Genomic DNA, 21,462 nt, shown 5'->3' on the forward strand with positions numbered 1-21,462 from the left:
AGTCGTTCCCACTCGGCATCCGTCAGATCACCCCGTCCCATGTCCATATCAACGACTTGGGAACGGAGTCGTCACATGATCGACCGGACAAGTCCTAGGGGCGCGGGGAACTGCGCGACCAGCCACGACGGCGCCGCAGTCGAAAACGAACCCACCCGCCCAACCGCCGGAGGCAACCCGCGCTACACCTTGCTGTGCGAGAACAGCTTCAACACCGGCACCCCCACCTTGTGCCGAGCCCGCGAGGCCCAGTCACGGTGGAAGAACTCCTCCACGTAGTGGGGATCGGTGAGCACGATCACCTCATCGGCGTCGGTCTCGTCGACAAGGGACTTGAGTGAGTCCAAGGGGTGGTGCTCGATCAACCGCCCCACCGCCTGCGCACCTGCAGCCCGCAGGGCGACCAGCGAAACGTCGAGGGCCCGCTGCCCCTCACTGATCGCCTGCTCCCCGGCGGGAGCCTCCAGCTCGCGCGCCGCCTCGTTCAGCGAGCCGAGCGCCACGTCGTCGATGGCCCGCAGCAGCCGGGCCGCCTGCTCACCGCGGGGCTGGAGCAGCACGTGGAAGGCGACCTCCTCGTCCCCGTGCAAGCTGGTGACGAACTCCACGTCGGCGGACGTGAGGGCCTTCTCGATCATCAAAACGCTTGTGAACACGACAGGCGCCCCTTCTCCTCCGAGGGCCGTCGTTGGCCCTGCCTCCTCCGTGGGCCCGTTTCCAGGCCCGCGAAAATCATCTTGCCCCGTACCCGCACGGATACCGCGGGAACTAGTGTGCCCCCGGCAGCAGACCCGGAAGATCGGCTCCGCTGCGTCACGTCCGACGGTATCGGCTGAACAGGAACCCGGCCTCTTCCAGCAGAGACGTCAGCTCGAACCGCTTGGGCACCGCCACCCGAGGCCCCCCGGCGATGCGCTGCGCGTTCCCCGCCGTGAGCATCGGGGAGACCGTCAGGCACAGCTCGTCGAGTACCCCCGCCGCGACCAGCTGACCGAGCAGCCGCGGTCCGCCCTCGGTCAGCAGCCGGTGCAGACCGCGCTCACCCAGGGCGCGTACGGCCCGTGCGGGGTCCACACCCATGCCGTCTCCGGCGATCACCACCTGGGCGCCGGCCTTCTCGGCGGTCGCGATCCGGTCGGGAGCCGCCGCGGCTCCCGTGAGCAGCAGCGTGGGCACCAGGGGCGAGGTGAACAGCGGCAGCGTGAAGTCCAGTTCGAGGCTTGCGCTCACCACGGCGATCGCGGGCGCCGGGCCCTGGTCTGCCGCCTCGCGGAGCGCGGCGAAGTCCTCACGTGCGCGTGCGGGCCGGTAGCCCTCCTGCCGCACCGTCTCGGCACCGACCAGCACCACATCCGCGAGCCCTCGAAGTGTGCCGAAGATCCGCATGTCGGTGGCGCCGGAGATGGGCTGTGAGCGGCCGTCGTGCTGGGCGGCGCCGTCGAGCGTGGAGACCATGTTGGCCCGCAGCCAGGGTTCACGGCCGCCCGGACCGTGCTCGGGATACGCGTAGGCCACGGCCAGCTCGGCCAGGCTCCACTCGCGGTCCGCGTCGCCGCCGGAGGGCGCTGTCTCGTCGGTCACAGGGAACAGACGTCGCATGTCGGCAGTGTGGCACGCCCCGTAGAGTGAGTAAGCGTGTCCACTTCCACCGCAGCCTCCGGGACCGGCCCCACCGCCGAAGCGACCCCGCTGTCCCTGTGCGCCCGCGAGCCGCACGTCCCCGCGGACCGGCTGGTCGCCGAGATGGTGCCGCCGCCGCGCTTCGACTCGGTCCGCTTCAGTACGTACATCCCGGACCCGAACCAGCCCAGCCAGAGCGAGGCCGTCAGGGTGCTCGACGGCTTCGCGACCGGGCTCGGCGGGGCGCACGCCAGTGGTGCGGGCAGGCGCCGCTGGTTCTCCCGCAAGCCGGAGGCCCGCCCGGCCGGCCCCCGCGGCGTCTACCTCGACGGCGGCTACGGCGTCGGCAAGACGCACCTGCTCGCCTCCCTGTGGCACGCGACCCCGGCGGAGCCCGCGCTCAAGGCCTTCGGCACGTTCGTGGAGCTGACGAACCTGGTCGGCGCGCTCGGTTTCCAGCAGACCGTGAAGACGCTGTCCGGCCACCGTCTGCTGTGCATCGACGAGTTCGAGCTGGACGACCCCGGCGACACCGTCCTGGTGTCCACGCTGCTGGGCAAGCTGGTCGAGGCGGGCGTGGCGCTCGCGGCCACTTCCAACACGCTGCCCGGCAAGCTCGGCGAGGGCCGGTTCGCGTCGGCCGACTTCCTGCGGGAGATCCAGGGCCTGTCGGCGCACTTCCGCGCGCTGCGCATCGACGGCGAGGACTACCGTCACCGCGGGCTGCCCGAGGCCCCGCCGCCGTTCTCCGACGAGCAGGTCACCAAGGCGGCGTACGCCACCGAAGGCGCCGCGCTCGACGACTTCCCGCGTCTGCTGGCGCACCTCGCCCGGGTGCACCCCAGCCGGTACGGCGCGCTGACCGACGGCCTGAAGGTGGTGTGCCTCACGGATGTGGGGCCGGTCCCGGACCAGTCGACCGCGCTGCGGCTCGTCGTCCTCGCCGACCGGCTCTACGACCGCGAAGTGCCGGTCCTCGCCTCGGGGTTGCCCTTCGACCAGCTGTTCAACGAGGAGATGCTGAAGGGCGGTTACAGGAAGAAGTACTTCCGGGCCATTTCCCGGCTCACCGCGCTGGCCCGCGACGCGAAGGGGCTGGTGGAGAACTGACTCCGGGAACTTTCGCGGACCCTTTCAGGTTCTCTTCAGGGTGAAACGTTAAGTTAACCCTGCAAACAACTTCCCGCGTTAACTTGGTTGTTGACGTGAGAAGCCTTGACCGGAGAGCGGCTGAGAGGGGGCGCATGTTACGAGGCACGACGGCCCGGACGCTGTATGGCGTACTCGCCGCCGTCCTACTGGCCCTGCAGCTCTTTGCTCCCACCGCCTCCGTCGCGTCCGCACACCCGAGGACCGAAACCGCGGTCGCCGCCGAACCGGCCGGCTGCGGCGAGGGCAAGCATCTCAACGCCGAGACGGCGCCCCTCAGGGTCCGCGACCGGCAGCGCTCCACGGACTCCGCCCAGGAGACACCCGCGCGCGCACTGGTCGCCAGGGACCCGGCGACCGAGCACGGGGACCCGGCACACACCGGGGCAGCCGCGTCGCTCCGTACGACCAGATCGTCAAGAGCCCATACCCCAGCGGTACTTCAGGTCTTCCGTTGCTGATCTGACCGCCGGGTACGAACCGTTCACGTCCCACCCTCACCACGCCACGTCTGCCGAGCGCGCGACGTGGGGGTCGTGCCGACGTGCCCGTATGCGCTCTGTCTCGTCAACCGACGTGCCGTGACGGCACGCCTGGTACACACCGACGCGCCCCCCACGGCGCGCCAGGAGGAACTGACACATGCAGCCCCTCATCGATCACGCCCGCTCCTTCCGGAAGCAGTCCGCCGAGCGTCCGGAGGAGTTCGCCCGCCTCGCCGAAGGCCAGTCCCCGCAGGTGCTGTTCATCACCTGCTCCGACTCGCGGGTCGTCCCGGCCCTGATCACCGGAGCCCGGCCCGGTGAACTCTTCGAGCTGCGCACCGCGGGCAACATCGTGCCCCCGTACGTCTCCGAGCAGCCCACCAGCGAGGCGGCCACCATCGAGTACGCGGTGGAGGTCCTCGGAGTCGACGACATCGTCGTCTGCGGCCACTCCCACTGCGGTGCCGTCGGCGCCCTGGTACGCGACGAGGACCTGACCGCCGTACCCGCCGTCCGCGACTGGCTCACGCAAGCAACACCCAAGCCAGCGGGGGCAGTCGAGGACCCGACCGTCACCGACGCCGTTCAGGGCCACATACTCGCCCAGCTGCTCCGGCTCCGCTCGTACCCGTGCGTGGAGCGTCGCCTGGCGGCCGGTCAGCTACGCCTGAACGGCTGGTTCTACGAGATCCACACCGGCTCCGTACTGGCTCATGACGCCCAGTCCGACGTCTTCACGGAGCTCTGAGGCCACGATGCTCACCAAGTACCCCTATCTGCGGCAGGACTTCACCGCCTCGCTCGTCGTCTTCCTCGTCGCCCTGCCGCTGTGCGTGGGCGTCGCCGTCGCCTCCGGCGTACCGGCCGAACTCGGCCTGGTCACCGGCATCGTGGGCGGGCTCGTCACCGGATTCCTGCCCGGCAGCAGCCTGCAGGTCTCGGGTCCGGCCGCCGGTCTGACCGTGCTGGTCTTCGAGGCCGTACGCGAGTTCGGGCTGCCCGTGCTCGGTGTCATCGTGCTGGCCACCGGACTGATCCAACTCCTCATGGGCGCCCTGAAGTTGGGGCGCTACTTCCGGGCCATCTCGGTGGCCGTCGTCGAGGGCATGCTGGCCGGGATCGGGCTCGTGCTGATCGCCGGGCAGCTCTACTCGGCGGCGGGCGTGGAGGCCCCGGCCTCCGGTCTGGCCAAGCTGGCCGGACTGCCGGGGCTGCTCGCCGACTCCGCCGGATCCGCCGAGGCGCTGGCCTCGCTCGGGCTCGGGGCCGGCACGATCGCCGTGCTCGTGCTGTGGAAGCACCTGCCGCGGCAGGTGCGTACGGTGCCGGGGGCGCTCGGCGCGGTCGCGCTCGCCACGATCGTGGCGCTGGTGTTCTCGCTGCCCGTCGCGACCGTCGAGGTCCAGGGCCTGCTCGAATCGATCCAGCCGCCGGGGCTCGGCGCCTTCGGTGAGCTGGCGAGCGTGGGCCTGCTCGGCACGATCGCGGCCTTCGTACTGATCGCCTCCGCGGAGTCGCTGTTCAGCGCCGCCGCCGTGGACCGGCTGCACGACGGACCGCGCACCGAGTACGACAAGGAGCTGATGGCGCAGGGCGCGGGCAACACCGTCTGCGGCGTGCTCGGCGCGCTGCCGATGACCGCGGTCATCGTGCGCAGCTCCGCCAACGTCCAGGCGGGCGCGAAGACCAAGGCGTCCCGGGTGATGCACGGCGTATGGCTGCTGCTGTTCGCGGCGCTGCTGCCCGCGGTGCTCGCCTACATTCCGCTGCCGGCACTCGCGGGCATCCTGGTGCACGCGGGCTGGAAGCTCATCCCGCTGCGGGGGATCGCGTCGATGTGGCGTGATCACCGGGGCGAGGCGCTGATCCTGATCGTCACGGCCGTGTCGATCGTCGCGGTGAACATGTTCGAGGGCGTCCTCATCGGACTCGCCCTGGCCGTCGCCAAGACGGCCTGGGAGGCCTCGCACATCAAGCTGGAGATCATCGACAAGGGGGCGGGTCCGGTCCAGGCGTACCTGTCCGGCAACGCCACCTTCCTGCGGCTGCCGAAGATCCTCGACAACCTGGAGGCGCTGCCCCAGGACCGGCCGGTGGAGCTGGACCTGTCCGGACTGCACCACCTGGACCACGCCTGCCGTACGGCCCTGGAGAACTGGGCCGAGCGGCACAGCGCGACCGGGACGGAGCCGGTGAGGGTCAGCGCGTCCGGGACCGAGCCGGTGAAGGTCAACACGCCGTAGCCTGCCTTCACCACCTGTGATCAGACCTGGTCCGAGGCTCGACCGAGCCTCGGACCAGGCATACCGTTACCGGCATACCGTTAAAAGAACGACATAGAGCGGTTCAGAGCGACGTAAGCGGCGACTCGAAACGGGCAGGGCCTCGAACGGCAGAGACTCGCACGGCAGGGGGTCGTCATCATGCTTGAGGAGTTGGTGGCCGCGGCCGTGACGGCCGGGAGCGCGGGGCTGGTGTATCTCGCGGCGGCGGCACGGATCGTCAGGCAGTACGAGCGGGGCGTCGTCCTGCGGCTCGGGCGGCTGCGCGGTGAGCCGCGCCCGCCCGGATTCACCATGATCATCCCCGCCGTCGACAAGCTGCACAAGGTGAACATGCAGATCGTCACGATGCCCGTGCCCGCCCAGGAAGGCATCACCCGGGACAACGTGACGGTGCGGGTCGACGCAGTCGTCTACTTCAAGGTGGTCGACGCGGCAGCCGCGATCATCCGGGTCGAGGACTACCGCTTCGCGGTCTCGCAGATGGCGCAGACCTCGCTGCGCTCGATCATCGGCAAGAGCGACCTCGACGACCTCCTGTCGGACCGCGAGAAGCTCAACCAGGGCCTGGAACTGATGATCGACAGCCCGGCGGTGGGCTGGGGTGTGCAGGTCGACCGGGTCGAGATCAAGGACGTGTCGCTGCCGGAGACGATGAAGCGGTCGATGGCCCGGCAGGCCGAGGCCGACCGGGAGCGCCGGGCCCGGATCATCAACGCCGACGCGGAGCTCCAGGCCTCGAAGAAGCTGGCGCAGGCCGCCGGGGTGATGTCCGAGCAGCCCGCCGCACTCCAACTCCGGCTGCTGCAAACGGTGGTGGCGGTCGCCGCCGAGAAGAACTCGACGCTGGTGCTGCCATTCCCGGTGGAGCTGCTGCGGTTCCTGGAGCGGGCGCAGCAGGCCGCGCCGGCGCTCGGCGAACGGGAACAGGGTGAGCCCACGAGTCCCCCGGCTGTCCCGACTCCCCCACCGTCCTCGACTCCCCCGCCGCCCGGGTCGCCTGGCGATCAGTCGCCGTCCGAGTCACCCGAGCCACTCGAGTCGCCTGACGATCAGTGAGGCGCCACGCCACGCGCGTGGTTCACTCAGCCCCCACCGCGTGGTACACACGTGCGGGTCACAGTCCTGTCCGCATCCTGTCCGCCAACAGGAAGGTCGCCCCATGTCCGCCACACGACGTCAAGTACTCGCCCGGTCCGGTGCCCTGGGAGCAGGCATCGCGTTCTCCGGTGCCCTGTCCGAACTCTTCGCCGGTACGGCCACCGCGCTGGGCCACTCCGGATACGGTCCCCTCGTCCCCGACCCCAAGGGCCTGCTCGACCTGCCGAAAGGTTTCCGCTATCGCGTGCTGTCCCGCGAGGGCGACGAACTCCGCTCCGGCGAGGGCAAGGTGCCCGGCAACCACGACGGGATGGCCGCCTTCGCCGGGCGTTCCACGGACAGGCACTCAGGCCGCGTCCACCTGGTCCGCAACCACGAGAACCGCAACACCGCGACGCTCGCCGTCCCGACGGTCGAGGGGCTGACGTACGACCCGATGGGCAAGGGCGGCTGTACGACGCTGACGCTCGACGAGCACGGGAAGGTGCTCGGGGAACGGGTCGCCATCGCCGGTACCGCCGTCAACTGCGCGGGCGGGCCGACCCCTTGGGGCACCTGGCTGACCTGCGAGGAGAACGAGGACAAGGCGGGCACCAACGGCTACACCAAGGACCACGGCTTCATCTTCGAGGTCGACCCGGCCGATCCGCACCGCACGGGCGCCGTGCCCCTCACCGCGATGGGCCGCTTCCAGCACGAGGCGATCGCCGTCGACCCGAAGCGCGGCATCGTCTACGAGACCGAGGACGCCTTCGAGAAGCCCTTCGGCCTCTTCTACCGCTTCCTGCCCAACAAGCCCGAGGGCGGCTGCGGTTCGCTCCGCGCAGGCGGCCGGCTCCAGGCGATGCGCGTGCCGGGCGTACCGGACCTCTCCACGATCCAGGAGACGGGCGCCACGTTCGACGGCATCGAGTGGGCGGACGTACCGGACCCGCTGGCCGCCCAGACCCCCATCCGCCTCCAGGACTTCGGCCCCAAGGGCATCACCCACGCCCAGAAACTGGAGGGCTGCTACTGGGGCGGCCGGAGCGTGTACTTCGTCTCCTCCTTCGCCCGCAGCGCCGAGGGCTCCGCCGCCGACCACTACGGCCAGATCTGGCGCTACGACCCCGACGCCCGCCGCCTGACCCTGGTGATCGTCTTCGGCCCCGACACCGACGTACAACTCCCCGGCGAATCCCCCGACAACATCTGTCTCGCCCCCTCAGGCGGCCTGATGGTCTGCGAGGACGGCGGGGGCGCCCAGCACGTGTACGGCGTGACGCGCCGCGGCGAGGTGTACGCGATGGCCCGCAACCGGCAGAACATTGGGTCTCCCGAGGAGCCCGAGTGGGGCGAGTTCGCGGGCGTCACCTTCTCCCCCGACGGCCGGACGATGTACGTGAACTGCTACGCGCCGGGGACGACGTTCGCGGTGACGGGGCCCTGGCGAAGGTAGCCCGCCACGCGATGCCGAGCGATTCATCACCACGGCTGCTGAAAGCGATCAGGTTCTCGTGTTGGACGGCAAAAACGTCGAGGTGGAGGCTGGGCGTACCGAATGACTCCCCCAGGAGGAACCTCCATGCAGACACGCACCATCGGCGAGGCCCAGGTCGGCGCGATCGGTCTGGGCGGTATGCCGATGTCCATCGAGGGGCGCCCCGACGAGCGGCGTTCGGTCGCGACGATCCACGCCGCGCTGGAGGCCGGCGTGACCCTGATCGACACCGCGGACGCCTACCACCTGCACGCCCACGAGGTCGGCCACAACGAGTCCCTGATCGCCCGCGCGGTGGCCGAGTACGGCGGAGACACCTCTGACGTGCTGATCGCGACGAAGGGCGGCCATCTGCGTCCGGGCGACGGCTCATGGACGCAGAACGGCTCGCCGGAGTACCTGAAGAAGGCCTGCGACGCGTCACTTGAGCGGCTCGGCGTCGAGGCCATCGGGCTCTATCAGTTCCACCGGCCGGACCCGAGGGTCCCCTACGTGGAGTCGGTCGGGGCGATCCGCGATCTGCTGGACGCGGGCAAGATCCGCTTCGCGGGCATCTCCAACGCCGATCCCGATCAGATCCGGCAGGCCGGCGAGATCCTCGGCGGCCGGCTGGTGAGCGTGCAGAACCAATTCTCGCCCGCTTTCCGCTCCAGCGAACGGGAGTTGGAACTGTGTGCGGAACTCGGCATCGCGTTCCTGCCGTGGAGCCCGCTGGGCGGGATCGCGCAGGCCGGTGAGCTGGGCTCGCGGTTCGCCGTGTTCGCGGACGTGGCGCAGGCACACGGCGTGAGCCCGCAGCAGGTGTGCCTGGCGTGGATGCTCGCGAAGGCGCCGGTGGTGATACCGATTCCGGGCTCCTCACGCCCCGAGACCATCCGCGACTCGGTCGCCGCGACGGAGCTGAAGCTGTCCGCCGAGGAGCTGGCCCGACTCGACGCGGCGTGACGAGCTGACGAGGAGTGCGGAGGAGGCGGGTTCACCGGTGCGGGCATCGGTCGCACCGGGTCCGGCCTACGCTGAAGCCATGAGCGACTACCGCGGCACCGGCGGCTCCGAGGCCGCCCGGGAGACCCCGGAAGCCCCGGCGAAGGCCGAGGGACCGCCCTTCGCCGAGTGCGTGCTGTGCCAGAAGCCCACGGAGTACCCGGAGTCGTACAAGGGGATCACGCTGTGCCCCGTCTGCGAGTGGCAGGAGGCGCAGCGCACCGCCTGCTCCGGGTGACGGCGATCAGCCTCGGCGGGTGGTGAGCGCGCAAGCCACCGCGATGGCCGCCGCTGCCGTCGCGCCGGCACCGATCAGCGGCAGCAAAGGCGCCGGTACCGTCCCCGCCTGCGAGCCCGTCACCAGGTCGCTGATCGCCGCCCGGGCCGGTGAACCCGTCACCACCAGCGCCAGCACCGCCCCGAGCAGCATCGCCGGAACCGCCCGGCCGGGCGAACGCAGCAGCGGCCACGTCGTGAGCGCGCCCACGGCCGTGCCCAGCAGGGCGCACACCAGCGCGGCGACGAGCCCGGCCCCGCCCGCCGGGAGGATCGGCAGGCGCGTCTGGTGGTTCGTGCTGGTCGGATCGCTGATCACCATCACGACGACCGTCGCCGCCACCCCGAGCAGCGCCGCCGCGCCGAACGCCGTGAGCAGGCAGGCCAGATGCGCCCGTGTGGGCCCGGCCGCCGCGCCCACACAACTCCGCGCCGCGGGCGGTTCGTTGGTGGCGCAGATCCGTACGAACCAGGCGGCGATCGGGAGTACGGCGGCGGCCGCGTAACCGAGCGAGTCCAGTATCGGCTGGCCCGTCTGGACTCCGACGGCCAGGAACACCGCGTACAGGATGACCGGCGGCAGCCAGCGTTGCGAACGCAGCAGGAGGGCCGCCTGGTAGCGGAGGAGGGGGCGGAGGGCGGTCATGAGCGGACCTCGGCATCCGTGTCGGCAGAGCGGGACGTCAGTACGCCGTTCGCGGCGGACTCCTCCCCCACGCTGATCACATGCCACGGCGGGCGGGCCGTCAGCAAGGTCCTGAGAACAGTGTCCGAGTGGGTCTCGGGGACGGTGAGGCGGAGCCTTCCGGGCCCCGGCTCCTCGACGGACACCGTCAGCCGTGTCGCCTCGGCGGGCGGCTCGGCACCCGACGGCCCCTCGACCTCGACGACCACGTACGAGTCCTGCGGCGCCGAACTCTCCGTCATCGCACGCAAGTTGCCGTCGGCCACCGCGTACGTCGCGTCCGGCACCCCCGCCAGCCGCCGAGGGTCGTGGTCGACGAACACCACCGTGCCGCCGACGGCCGTGCGCTCCAGCACCGCCCGCTCCAGTTCCGTGCGGGCGGCCCTGTCGAGGCCGGACCAGGCCTCGTCGAGGACGAGGAGTTCCGGTTCGGCGAGCAGGGCCTGGGCGACCGCGACCTTCTGGCTGGTGCCCTTGGAGAGTTCCGACATCGCCGTACGGGCGTACTCGGCGGCGCCCAGGCGCTCCAGCCACTCGACCGCGGCACGGGCGGCCTCCGCGCGGGAGAGACCGTGGATGCTGCCGAGGTGGATCAGATAGCCGGCCGCGGTGAAGGGCAGGGCGGCAGGGAAGCGCTCGGGGACGTACGCGGTGCGCGGACGGCCGGTGATGCGGCCCTCGGTGGGGGCGTCGATCCCGGCGAGCAGGCGCAACAGGGTCGACTTGCCGGTGCCGTTGGCGCCCTCGACGCGCGTCAGGGTGCCGGGGGCCAGTGTCAGGTCGACTCCGCGCAGGACCCAGGGGCCACCGAGGCCGTAACGGCGGCCGACCCCTTCCAGCAGCAACTCGCGTTTCATGCGGGCCATCCTCGCGCGTACTTTCGGCTGCGCGCAGAGGAACCGATCTTCCGCCTGGCAGACTGGAGGGCGTGAGCAGCGACCAGACGACCACCCCGGGCGGCCAGGCCGACAGTGAGGACAGCCCCTTCCGTCATGAGCAGACCGCCCGCGACAAGGCGCCGCAGTACGTGCTGCCGTTGGTCGTCCGTATCGAGCGGAGCGAGCCCCCAGCGCGTACGGACGCACTCGAAACCGCTGCCCGCGCCGTCCTGGTGATGCTCAGCGACGAGCGGTCGCAAGGGGACGGGGAGTGGGCGCAGGCGATGCGGGACTGGCAGGACGCCCGGATCCGCAAGGTGGTGCGGCGGGCGCGGGGCGCCGAGTGGCGGCGGGCCGAGGCGTTGCCGGGCATCACGGTCACCGGCAAGTCGGCCGAGGTACGCGTCTTCCCGCCGGTCCCCCTGGACGGCTGGCCCAAGGACCTGGCCCGCCTCCAGGTCTCCGGCACGGAACTCGACGACCCTGAAGCACCGGGGGACCCCGACCCGACGGCCCCCGTGCTCTGGATGAGCCCCGATGTCGACATGTCGGCCGGCAAGTCCATGGCCCAGGCCGGCCACGGCGCCCAACTCGCCTGGTGGGAACTCCCCGACGAGGCCCGCAAAGCCTGGCGCGACGCCGGCTTCCCCCTCTCGGTCCGCACCGCGCCTCCCGCCCTGTGGGCCCAACTCACCACGAGCGGGCTCCCGTTGGTACGCGACGCGGGCTTCACGGAGATCGCGCCCGGGCTGACCGTCGCGGTCGAGGGATACGAGCGGGTCGGCGCCCTGCCGGAAGGCGCGCGACGACCGGCCACCTGGGGCTGAGTGCGCGGCGTCGTCGTCCGGCAGAGCGACGACTTCCCTCAACCCAGGGTGACCCGCAGGATGCGGTCCGCGCCGTCCGGCTGGCCTCCGTTGGCGTCGGCGTTGGTGGTGGTCAGCCACAGTTGTTCGCTGCCGGGCACCTTGAGCACCGTACGGAGCCGACCGTACGTACCGACGTAGTACGCCGTCGCCGTGCCCACGTTCTCCGTGTCGCCCTCGATGGGGATGTGCCAGAGGCGCTGGCCGCGCTGGGCGGCCATGTAGACGACGTTGTCGGCGATGGCAATGCCACTGGGCGAGGCCTCGCCGGTGGTCCAGGTCTTCTTCGGGTTGGTCATCCCGGCGACCGAGCAGGTGCCCTCGCAGGTGGGCCAGCCGTAGTTGGCGCCGGGCTTGATCAGGTTCAGTTCGTCGAAGCGGGTGTTGCCGAACTCGGCCGACCACAGCCGCCCGTTGCGGTCGAAGGCGAGCCCCTGCGGATTGCGGTGGCCGAGACTGTAGACGTGGTTGCCGAAGGGGTTGCCGGGGGCCGGGTCCCCGGAGGTGGTCAGGCGCAGGATCTTGCCGTTGAGGGAGTCGCGGTCCTGGGCGAGGGCGGTGTTCTGGGCGTCGCCGGTCGTGGCGTACAGATAGCCGTCGGGGCCGAAGGCGAGCCGTCCGCCGTTGTGGTAGCGGGCCTTGCTGATGCCCTGGAGGATCACCGTGTAGCCGCTGAGCGAGGTGCCGTCGTATGTCATGCGGGCGATGCGGTTGCCCTCGGCGGCGGTGTGCATGAAGTACACGTGGTGGTTGGTGGCCCAGTCGGGGTCGACGGCGACGCCCATGAGTCCGCCTTCGCCGTCGGTGGTCTGGCTGTTGGGGACCGTCCCGACCTGGGTCTTGGTGCCGTCGGGGGCGACCTTCCAGACCCGGAAGTCGTCGCGCTCGGTGACCAGGGCGTGTGAGCCGTCGGGCAGCCAGTCGACGCCCCAGGGGATGGTCAGCCCGGTGGTGAGGGGGGTGACGGAGGTCGGTACGCCCGCAACTGCCGCTGTGGCGGCGGGAGTTGCGGTGTCGGCCTGGGCTGGCCCGAGTCCGGTGAGGCTCGCCAGTAACAGCCCGGTCAGGGACAGAGCCGTGCCCGTGGTCAGCGCTCTACGGGTTCTACGGGTGCTGCGCTTGCTCGTCGGTCGCATCGGTTCTCCAAGAGTGGGGGGCCGTCCCAGAATCGCGACCTGACGGGACACGGTCAATTACCTGAACGGATCGAACAGCATTACCTGAACCGGATCAGGTGTCCTGCTGGTGATGGCACCGCGCCCCGTGCGGCCACCGGGTGAACGTCCCGTTCGCGCGCTCCACCAGCAGCCGTCGGCCCTGTGCGAGCACTCCGCGTGGCCGCAGGCCCGTCAGGCTCGCGGTCGTATAGGCGGCGCTCAGGCTGGCGAGGTCGCGGACGATGCCGATGCTGAACAAGGACTGGGTCTCGGCGATGGCCTCGTGGTCGCCCGCCCGGATGACGACCCGCAGATCGGGTGCGACGGCCCGTGCGGCCACGGCCACCGCGATGTTGTCCAGGTCGTCGGAGGCGACTGCGGCCATGGCCTGGGCCGTGTCGAGGCCGAGCTTGCGCAGCACGAACCTGTCCCGCGCGTCGGCGACGACGACGGGGATGCCGAGTGCCTTCGCCAGCCGGAGGTTGGGGGCCGCCGGGTTGCGTTCCACCGCGATCACACCGAGGCCGAGCCCCTGCAATCGCGTGCACAGCCGGAGCCCGACCTGTCCGAATCCGACGACCACCACATGGCCCGCGCGGGGAAGCGCCCTGGGGCCCACCATGCCGATCGAGCGCGGGGCCAGCAGACGGTCGACCATTCCGGCGGTGAAGACGGCGGTGAACACAATGGTGATCAGCATGGCGACACTGCTGAACACCAGGTAGGCGGTCCCGCCGTGCGCGGCTGCGGGGCCGACGGTCGCCAGGGTTCGCGCCGCTTCGAAGAGGGCTTCCACCGGCGACCGGTGGTTGAGGGTCACCGACCAGATCCAGTCCGCCAGCAGCACCGCGAAGAGACCGGCAAGGCCGGTCAGCATGATCCGTGAGCTGCCGTCGTGCGGTCGCAGCTGGCCCCTGATCTTGCCCAGCCGGGCCCGGTACCTCAGGGAGCGCGGCGGCCGGTACGGCTCGAGACGTACGGCGTCCTCGCCCCAGCGGGCGCCGACATGCCCCGAGGGCGTCCCGTGGAGCGCCAGCAACTCGGGCTGGAGGCAGGCGGCCAGCAGGACGGGGGCGGCGACATCGGCCGGTGAGGTGACCCGGCAGTTGGGAACCGTGCTCTCGAGCTGGCCCGCGACCGTCCGGTCGAAGACGGTCACCACCAGGGCGACACCTGGACGGATGTGCTCGACGGCGAGCGCGTAGCGCAGGGACTCGGCGTCGTCGTCGAAGAGAACCGCGACGCCCGCCACCTTCCGGTCCAGGGCCCGTCGCAGTTCTTCGTCCGTGGGCTGGGTCATATGGCACACGACGTCCCCTGCTGATTGCAGAGAACCACAGACCCTGCGCGCCGCATCGCCGCCGATCACGACGTAGTACTGCTGCTGTGCCTCGTTCCCGTCCTCGTCCCCTCCCTCGCCCCCGGTCGACTCGGAGAGTTCCGCGGGTTCCGGGAGTTCAGAGGGCTCAGAGAGCGAAGGCGCAGTCATCTGAGCGGTACGGGTCGCAGTCGAGGCATCGGAGGGTCAGGCAGCCACCGCATCGGGTGAGCGACCGCCCGCAATGGCATGTGGGGTCACTCGGATCATCGAATTCCCTGTCCGTGCCCGGTTGGCGGCGGATACCGGCGGTTCCCGGCACGGGACGCCTGCTGGCGAAGCTCATGGACTACTCCCATCGGGGTGGAGCGCGGTTGGCGGGGCACGGTGACACGGCGCCGGCACATACAGGCAGCGAGAGCAGTACGGGATTGAAGGCTCCCTTGACGGCGGAGCAGGCCGAGCTCGTCGGCGAAGCTGGGCGGGGATCACCCGCGCGGAATGCCGCAACACCGAACCTAGGGCGACCCCGTCTCTCGCGCTATGAGCAGATGTCACGCCCCTGACCCCCTTGAGTCCGACAGATGCTCAAGGGCCGTGGCGAATACCGGGGGCACACGCCGCCAGTCTCCCCGCGGCGTTCAGCCGTTGACCGCGAAAACCGTGCCGCTGTCGTTGCCCACGTACACCGTGCCGCCGGTCGCCGCGGGTGAGGAGCGGATGTCCGCGCCGGTGCGGTACCTCCACAGCTGCTTGCCCGTGTCCTTTCGTACGGCGTAGAGGTTGCCGTTCTTGCTGCCCACGTACACGGCGTCGCCGAGGACGGTCGGCGAGGAGTAGACGATGGCGCCGATGGTGAACTTCCACCTCTGCTTCCCGTTCAGGGCGTCGACCGCGTACAGATTGCCGTCGTCGCTGCCCACGTAGACCACTCCGTCGGACACCACCGGTGAAGAGCCCACGCCGCCCCGTGTGGCGAAGGTCCAAAGGCGTTCGCCGGTATCGCAGTTGACGGCGTAGAGGTTGCCGTCGTAGCTGCCCGCGTAGACGACGCGGTCGGCGATCGCCGGTGAGGACTTGACGTCGCCGTCCGTGTCGAAGGCCCAGGCGCGTTCTCCGGTCGCCGCGTCGATGCCGTACAGCCGGGAGTCCTCGCTGCCGACGAAGACCTTGCCCCACGCGACCACCGGGGAGGAACGGATCCGGCCCTCGGCGGCGAACGCCCACTTCCGGTCGCCGGAATCGGCGTCCACGGCGTACAGCCGGCCGTCGTCACTGCCCGCGTAGACGACTCCCCCGGCGACGACCGGTGAGGAGTTGATCTCCCCGCCCGCGCTGAACTTCCAGCGCTGGTCGCCGGTCTTCACGTCGACGGCATAAAGGTGATAGTCCGCGCTGCCGAAGTAGGCGAGGCCCCCGGCCACGGCGGGGCAGGTGTAGACGCCGTTGCCGGTGGGGAACGCCCAGCGTCGCTTTCCGGTCTCGGCGTCCAGGGCGTACATGCTGCCGTCCTTGCTGCCGGCGTACACCAGCCCGCCCGCGGCAAGGAGGGCGGGCGCGACCGGGCCTCCGGTGCTGTACGTCCATCTCTGGCTGCCCGGAGTCGGGGCGGCCGCCGGGTCGTTGAGGGGGTCGTTGCCCGTGCTCTTGTCGGGGTCGTCCTGATCGCCGAGCCCCAGCAGGTAGGAGCCCGCGCCGAGGGCGGCGACGGCGCCCGCTCCGGTGAGTGCGATCAGCACGCGGCGACGGGTGGGCATACCGGGGTCGCGGTCTCCCCCGCTGCCCGGAAGCGTTCCGCCGATCGGAAGCGGCCTGTTCCCCGACGGCCCGGGTGATGGATTGCCCGACGGCCCGGGTGACGGCTGCGGTCTCAGCCGCGCGTCCGTCCAGGTGGGCGGACCGCTCGGGGGTACGGGGCCGGGCGCGCCCGGACCGGAGTACCGCAGGCCCTCGGGCGAGGCGACGGTCGGTGTCCGGAGCGCCTCGGGTGCCCCCGCGGTTTGCCCGGGCGGCTCCTGCGGCAGGCGGGGGTCCACCGCGACCCCGGTTCCCCCGACTCCGGCTCCGGCTGTCGCGGGCCGCCGGCCCGTCTCCGGCACCTGGCCGCCCATGCCGGCCTCCTCGGCCCGCCGCACCGAGGCCGCCACCGGCGCGGGCAGCCAGGCCCCGCCTTGCAGGGCGAGGGTGACGGTGCCCGGACCGTACTGGCCGTACGCCGCCGTGGGCGACGGAAGGATGCGGGCCGCGAACTCCGCGAGCAGCTCCGCGACCGTGGGCCGACGTGCCGGATCCTTCTCGAGGCAGTGGGCGAGGAGCGGGCGCAGCCCTTCCGGTACCGCGGACAGATCGGGCTCGTCATGGACCACGCCGAAGCCGATACCGGCCGCAGGGCTGGAACTGAAGGGCCCCTCGCCGCCGGCCGCGTAAACAAGCACGCTCCCCAGGGCGAACACATCGGCGGGCACACCGGCACGCCCACCCGTCAGCTGCTCGGGCGACATGAACGCGGGCGTGCCGACGACGACTCCACTGCGGGTCAGCGAACTCGAACCGGCGCTGATCGCGATCCCGAAGTCGATCACCTTGGGCCCGTCGGGAGCCAGCAGCACATTGGAGGGCTTCAGATCCCGGTGGACGAGGCCCGCGGCATGGATGGCCTGGAGTGCCTCGCTCAGACCGGCGCCCAGCGCGAGCACCGACGATTCGGGGAGCGGTCCATGCCTCGCGATCGTGGCGTCGAGCGAGATGCCCGCGACATGGACGGTGGCGAGCCACGGCGGGTCCCCGTACGGATCCGCGTCGACGACCGCGGCCGTGAACGCCCCGCTGACCGCACGGGCGGCAGCCGCCTCCCGGGCGAACCGCTGCCGGAACTCGGGGTCGTCGGTGAATTCGGGCCGGATCGTCTTGACGGCGACCGCACGCCCGCCCGGCGACCGCGCCAGGTAGACGCGCCCCATCCCGCCGGCTCCGAGGCGGCCCATGATGCGGTACGGCCCCACCTGCCGCGGGTCGCTTCTTTCCAACGGCTGTGCCATGGGTCCCCCTGAACCAGCCGGAGGGCGTGTCGCTCCCCGGATGTCTGTCCCGTCCATGATGTCCGGCAGGCACGGAATACGCACCTCACTGTGCGCTCGGACGCGGGCGGAGTACGCGAGGGTTCCACAGCACGCGGCACCGCCCCTGCTGCTGAAGAGTCGAAGGGGCCGCAAGTTGCTGTAAGTCGCCGGGAGTTGCTGAGAGTTTCTGAGAGTTGCGCCGGATATCCCTGAACAGACCCTGTTACCCGATCTATAGCATTTCATTGCAACAGACACCCTTGACAGCCTGCGGGCTGTTTCGCCACGTTTGAGCTCTGCCAAGCGCAGGACAAGTAGGACGCGGAGAGCGCGTGTTGGGGGAAACGGGGGGCGGTCGCCCATGCGATCGATCAGCAGTGCCGTGAACATCACCATCCACAGAGCCGAGCATCTCGACGCCTCGCTCAGCCGGGCCTGGCACAAGGCGATGGACGAGTCGCCCGACTACGCCAACCCGTTCCTGGCACCGGAGTTCGCGGCCGGGATCGGCGCGTGCCGCGGTGGAGCGCGGGTGGCGGTCCTGCACGAGAACGGGGAACCCGTCGGCTTCCTCCCGTACGAACGCAACTCCTTCGGCGTCGGCCGGGCCATAGGTCTCGGCCTCTCCGACTGCCAGGCCCTCGTGCACCGCCCCGGGATCACCTGGGACACCGAGCAACTGCTGCGCGCCTGCGGGCTGTCCGTCTTCGAGTTCGACCATCTCGTCGCGGAGCAGAAGCCGTTCGGCCGCTACGCCACGGGGACGTTCCCCTCACCGGTGCTCGACCTGAAGCCCGGCGACGGCGACTACGCGCAGTGGCTGCGGGCCGCGTACCCGGGGCTGGCCAAGACGACGCTGAAGAAGGAACGCCGCCTGGGGCGCGACCTCGGTGAGATGCGGTTCGTCTTCGACGAACGCGATCCGCGGATGCTGCGCACGCTCATGCGGTGGAAGTCCGCCCAGTACCGCAGGACGGGACGGATGGACCGGTTCGCGCGGCCGTGGATCGTGGACCTGGTGGACCATCTGTTCCAGGTGCGCGAGGAGCACTTCACCGGTGTGCTGTCCGTGGTGTACGCGGGCGACCGCCCGGTGGCCGCCCACTTCGGGCCGAGATCGCGCACGGTGCTGGCGGCCTGGTTCACCGCGTACGACCCCGAGCTCCGCTACTACTCGCCCGGCCTGATCATGCACCTGCGGATGGCGGATGCGGCGGCCCGGGACGGCGTACGGCTGATGGACATGGGCCGCGGCGACAAGGAGTACAAGGACTGGCTCAAGACCCGCGAACTGCGCGTCGCCGAGGGCTTCGCGACCCGCCCCCACCCGGTGGCGACCGCGCACCGGCTGTGGCGCCGACCGGTGCGCGGCCTGCGGAACACGGTCCTGGCCCATCCCAGCCTGCGCGAGCCGGCCGACCGGCTGCTGAAGACGGTCGGTTCCTTGCGTACGTCGGGCCGGACTGACTCCGGCAGCGCCGTACCCCGCGCCCGCTGAGCAGAACACCCTCGTACGCCCCATGCTCGTCCCCCTTGTGCACCCCCTCGAACGACCCCTGGACGGCCCTTCGACAGAAGAGGTGACCATGCCGTACGGATCGCGGCTCGCCGCGACGATGACACGGCGGCTCGGACGGGAATGCGTCTACACGCCCTCGGCGCGGCTGGCGCTGTATCTGGCGCTACGGCGCTGGTGCCGGCCGGGCGCACGGGTGCTGATGTCGCCGGTGAACGACGACGTGATCCTCTTCGTCGTCCTCGCGGCCGGACTGCGCCCGGTGCAGGCCCCGGTGTCCATGTGGGACGGCAACATCGATCCCGCCGCCGTACCCGAGTCGACCTGGCGGAACGTGGACGCCGTACTGACCACGAACCTGTACGGGTTGCCGGACCGCGTCGTCGAACTGCGGCGCCGCTGCGAGGAGTTGGGCATCCCTCTGCTCGAGGACGCGGCACACGCGATCGGCACGCATGTGGACGGGCAGCCGATCGGGACGTTCGGGAAGGCGGCGGCGTTCAGCCTGTCCAAGCATGTGGCGGCGATGGCGGGCGGTTTCCTCGCCGTCGAGGACGCGCGCACCAGGCGGGAGTTGGAGCTGCTGCGCGACGATCTCCTCGAGCCGGCCCGCCTGCGCACCGACCTGGCCGCGGCACTGCGCCCGCTGGCGCGTTCCGCCGTACGCGGCCTCCACCTGGTGCGTCCCGCGTGGCGCACGATGCAGCGCCTCGGCCTGCTGGAACGGGACGACTTCCGCATGCCCCTGCACGCGCCACGGCTGGCCCGCAGCGCTCGCGAGGCGCCCAGCCTCAAGGCGTACGAACCATGGGTACGCGTCGACCTGCACGACTTCCGCTCCCGCCACGGAGCCCTGGTCCGTGGCCAGTTGGGGCTCCGCATGGCGGGCCTCGACGCGAACCTCGCCCGCCGCAGGGCCGGCGCCGCCCTGCTCTCGGGCACCGCCTGGGCCTCCCCGGCACTGCGCGACCGGGCCACCCACGAGGGCCCTCCTCCCGTCTTCCGGGTGCCGCTCCTGGTCCACGACCGCGACGCCCTCGTGGAACGCCTGGTGAACCACGGCGTGATCGCCGGATACATCTACGATCCCCCGCTCGACGACTACGCGGGCCCGGAGTTCACCGAACCGTCCCCCGCCCCGTCGGCCGCCCGCTGGTTCGCCTCACACGTACTCCCGGCCGACCCCCTCCTGGCCCGCAGGATCACTGCCGCGCTGACCAGGGAGCAGGCGACGACCGCGCACCCGTCCCTCGCCGCCCCGCTGCCGGACCCCACGCCACGGACGCCCTTGGGCCAGTGAAAGGCATCGCAATTGCGGTGACATACCGTGATCGCATCGTGACGCCATGAAGTGTCGCGTGGGACCGTGACCAGGACCGGTCCGCCGGCGGACCACCAACACACGAGGTATCCACCATGACCGACACATCCGCGCACACCCCGAACGCCGAACGGCTGGCCGAGGAGATCTTCACCGGGCTGCGCTCGGCCCTCGAGATCCTCGCCATCGACATCGGCGTCCGCCGCGGCCTGTACGAGGCCCTGGCCGCGCACGGCCCCATGACACCCCGCGACCTGTCCAAGACGGCGGGCATCCATGCGCGATACGCCCGCGAGTGGCTGGAGCAGCAGGCCGTCGCCGGCGTGCTGATCGCCTCCGGACCCGCCGCTTCCAGACCCGTCCACGACGATTACGAGCGGCGCTACGAGCTGCCCGCCGAACACCGGCGAGTGCTGCTGGACCGCGACGACCCGTTCTTCCTGGCGACCGGCCCGCAGTTCATCGCCTCGATCGCCGAGGTCCTGCCCGAGGTACTGGAGGCCTTCGGCACGGGCGGCGGCGTACCGTACGAGCGCTACGGCGAGGGCACCCGCGAAGGCATCGCGGGCCTGAACCGGCCCATGTTCCAGCCGGAGACGCTCCACTCCTGGGTCGCGGCCCTGCCGGACGTCCACCGGCGGCTCTCCGAGGCTCCGGGCGCGCAGGTGCTCGACCTCGGCTGCGGCCTGGGCTGGTCGACGATCGCCCTGGCCCGCGCCTTCCCCACGGCCCGGCTGACCGGCATCGATCTGGACGCCGCCTCCGTCGAACAGGCCAGGCGCAACGCCGAGGAGGCCGGTCTCGGCGAGCGCATCGCCTTCGTACGCACCGACGCCGCGGGAGCAGGCCTCGACGGAGCCGTGGACCTCGTCACCGTCTTCGAGGCACTGCACGACATGGCGGACCCGGTCGGGGTGCTGGCCTCGGTGCGCGGACTGCTCTCTCCCTCGGGCGCTGTGCTGATCGGGGACGAGAAGGTGAGCGAGGAGTTCACCGCTCCGGGCCCGGAACTCGACCGGCTCAACTACGCCTTCAGCGTGCTGCACTGCCTGCCCGCCACCCGTGCGGAGGGCGCGAAGGTGGAGGCGGGCACGGTCCTGCGGCCCGCAACGGTGCGCGCGTACGCCCACGAGGCGGGATACGGCTCGGCAGAGGTACTGTCCGTCGACCACGACCTGTGGCGCTTCTACCGCCTGTCGCCCTGATCCGCGCCCGCCGCTCCTACCGCCCCGACCCGGCGAACCTCAAATGTTGCTCTGAACGTCCCCGCCGATGGGTTCGGCCC

At 70.9% G+C, this 21,462-nt stretch carries 19 protein-coding genes; 12 read left to right on the forward strand and 7 right to left on the reverse strand.

From position 1 onward, the window contains the following. Positions 1-182 precede the first annotated feature (182 nt). Together OP79_RS34310 and OP79_RS34315 are read right to left on the reverse strand one after the other, a co-directional pair. Positions 183-656: an indole-3-glycerol phosphate synthase gene (locus OP79_RS34310; protein ID WP_106972550.1), complete on the reverse strand. Its 474-nt coding sequence runs from the start codon at positions 654-656 to the stop codon at positions 183-185. Positions 657-813: 157 nt separating this feature from the next. Further along, positions 814-1,599 (reverse strand): pyrimidine reductase family protein, encoded by a 786-nt coding sequence (locus tag OP79_RS34315; protein ID WP_033325793.1) that lies wholly within the window; start codon positions 1,597-1,599, stop codon positions 814-816. Between the two features lie 36 nt (positions 1,600-1,635). Here OP79_RS34315 and zapE point away from each other — a divergent pair, with 36 nt between their 5' ends. The 8 genes from zapE (at position 1,636) to OP79_RS34355 (ending at position 9,339) form a co-directional block, all read left to right on the forward strand. Continuing rightward, positions 1,636-2,730, forward strand: coding sequence for a cell division protein ZapE (gene zapE, locus OP79_RS34320; RefSeq protein WP_033325794.1), 1,095 nt, complete (start codon positions 1,636-1,638; stop codon positions 2,728-2,730). Positions 2,731-2,864: 134 nt separating this feature from the next. Further along, entirely contained in the window at positions 2,865-3,230 is a 366-nt protein-coding gene (locus tag OP79_RS34325) for a hypothetical protein (protein ID WP_033325795.1), read from the forward strand. A 181-nt stretch (positions 3,231-3,411) separates the two neighbouring features. Beyond that, the gene (locus OP79_RS34330; protein WP_033325796.1) at positions 3,412-4,002 is read left to right on the forward strand and encodes a carbonic anhydrase; all 591 of its coding nucleotides are present in this window, start codon (positions 3,412-3,414) and stop codon (positions 4,000-4,002) included. A 7-nt stretch (positions 4,003-4,009) separates the two neighbouring features. Then, entirely contained in the window at positions 4,010-5,497 is a 1,488-nt protein-coding gene (locus tag OP79_RS34335) for a SulP family inorganic anion transporter (RefSeq protein ID WP_033325798.1), read from the forward strand. 180 nt (positions 5,498-5,677) lie between these two features. Then, positions 5,678-6,595, forward strand: a complete 918-nt coding sequence (locus OP79_RS34340) for a slipin family protein (RefSeq protein ID WP_033325799.1) — start codon at positions 5,678-5,680, stop codon at positions 6,593-6,595. 103 nt (positions 6,596-6,698) lie between these two features. Then, a complete protein-coding gene (locus OP79_RS34345) occupies positions 6,699-8,075 on the forward strand; it encodes a PhoX family protein (protein WP_033325800.1) in 1,377 nt (458 codons plus the stop codon). Positions 8,076-8,201: 126 nt separating this feature from the next. Then, positions 8,202-9,062: an aldo/keto reductase gene (locus OP79_RS34350; protein WP_033325801.1), complete on the forward strand. Its 861-nt coding sequence runs from the start codon at positions 8,202-8,204 to the stop codon at positions 9,060-9,062. Between the two features lie 79 nt (positions 9,063-9,141). Beyond that, positions 9,142-9,339, forward strand: coding sequence for a hypothetical protein (locus tag OP79_RS34355; protein WP_033325860.1), 198 nt, complete (start codon positions 9,142-9,144; stop codon positions 9,337-9,339). A gap of 6 nt (positions 9,340-9,345) precedes the next feature. On the opposite strand, the gene OP79_RS56520 is transcribed toward OP79_RS34355, so the two are convergent. Next, entirely contained in the window at positions 9,346-10,023 is a 678-nt protein-coding gene (locus OP79_RS56520) for a hypothetical protein (protein WP_033325802.1), read from the reverse strand. Then, the gene (locus OP79_RS56525) at positions 10,020-10,919 is read right to left on the reverse strand and encodes an ATP-binding cassette domain-containing protein (RefSeq protein ID WP_051745139.1); all 900 of its coding nucleotides are present in this window, start codon (positions 10,917-10,919) and stop codon (positions 10,020-10,022) included. Before OP79_RS56525 ends, OP79_RS56520 begins: the two co-directional genes overlap by 4 nt. 71 nt (positions 10,920-10,990) lie before the next feature. Between OP79_RS56525 and OP79_RS34370 the strand changes: the two genes are divergently transcribed. Further along, entirely contained in the window at positions 10,991-11,767 is a 777-nt protein-coding gene (locus OP79_RS34370) for an aminoacyl-tRNA hydrolase (RefSeq protein WP_033325803.1), read from the forward strand. 38 nt (positions 11,768-11,805) lie between these two features. On the opposite strand, the gene OP79_RS34375 is transcribed toward OP79_RS34370, so the two are convergent. From OP79_RS34375 to OP79_RS34385, 3 genes are all read right to left on the reverse strand, one after another. After that, the gene (locus OP79_RS34375; RefSeq protein WP_051745140.1) at positions 11,806-12,942 is read right to left on the reverse strand and encodes a PQQ-dependent sugar dehydrogenase; all 1,137 of its coding nucleotides are present in this window, start codon (positions 12,940-12,942) and stop codon (positions 11,806-11,808) included. Between the two features lie 94 nt (positions 12,943-13,036). Further along, positions 13,037-14,452 (reverse strand): NAD-binding protein, encoded by a 1,416-nt coding sequence (locus tag OP79_RS34380; protein WP_245685551.1) that lies wholly within the window; start codon positions 14,450-14,452, stop codon positions 13,037-13,039. A gap of 470 nt (positions 14,453-14,922) precedes the next feature. Beyond that, complete coding sequence (locus OP79_RS34385) at positions 14,923-17,319, reverse strand: beta-alanine-activating enzyme beta-propeller domain-containing protein (protein WP_169786234.1); 2,397 nt, start codon at positions 17,317-17,319, stop codon at positions 14,923-14,925. 382 nt (positions 17,320-17,701) lie between these two features. On the opposite strand from OP79_RS34385, the gene OP79_RS34390 reads away from it, so the two are divergent. The 3 genes from OP79_RS34390 (at position 17,702) to OP79_RS34400 (ending at position 21,382) form a co-directional block, all read left to right on the forward strand. Next, complete coding sequence (locus tag OP79_RS34390) at positions 17,702-18,838, forward strand: GNAT family N-acetyltransferase (protein ID WP_033325807.1); 1,137 nt, start codon at positions 17,702-17,704, stop codon at positions 18,836-18,838. An 88-nt stretch (positions 18,839-18,926) separates the two neighbouring features. Further along, positions 18,927-20,156 (forward strand): DegT/DnrJ/EryC1/StrS family aminotransferase, encoded by a 1,230-nt coding sequence (locus tag OP79_RS34395; protein ID WP_051745143.1) that lies wholly within the window; start codon positions 18,927-18,929, stop codon positions 20,154-20,156. Positions 20,157-20,272: 116 nt separating this feature from the next. After that, entirely contained in the window at positions 20,273-21,382 is a 1,110-nt protein-coding gene (locus OP79_RS34400) for a methyltransferase domain-containing protein (RefSeq protein ID WP_033325808.1), read from the forward strand. Positions 21,383-21,462: the final 80 nt, after the last annotated feature.

The sequence above is a fragment of the Streptomyces yerevanensis genome, from assembly GCF_000716805.1.
GTDB lineage: Bacteria > Actinomycetota > Actinomycetes > Streptomycetales > Streptomycetaceae > Streptomyces > Streptomyces flaveus.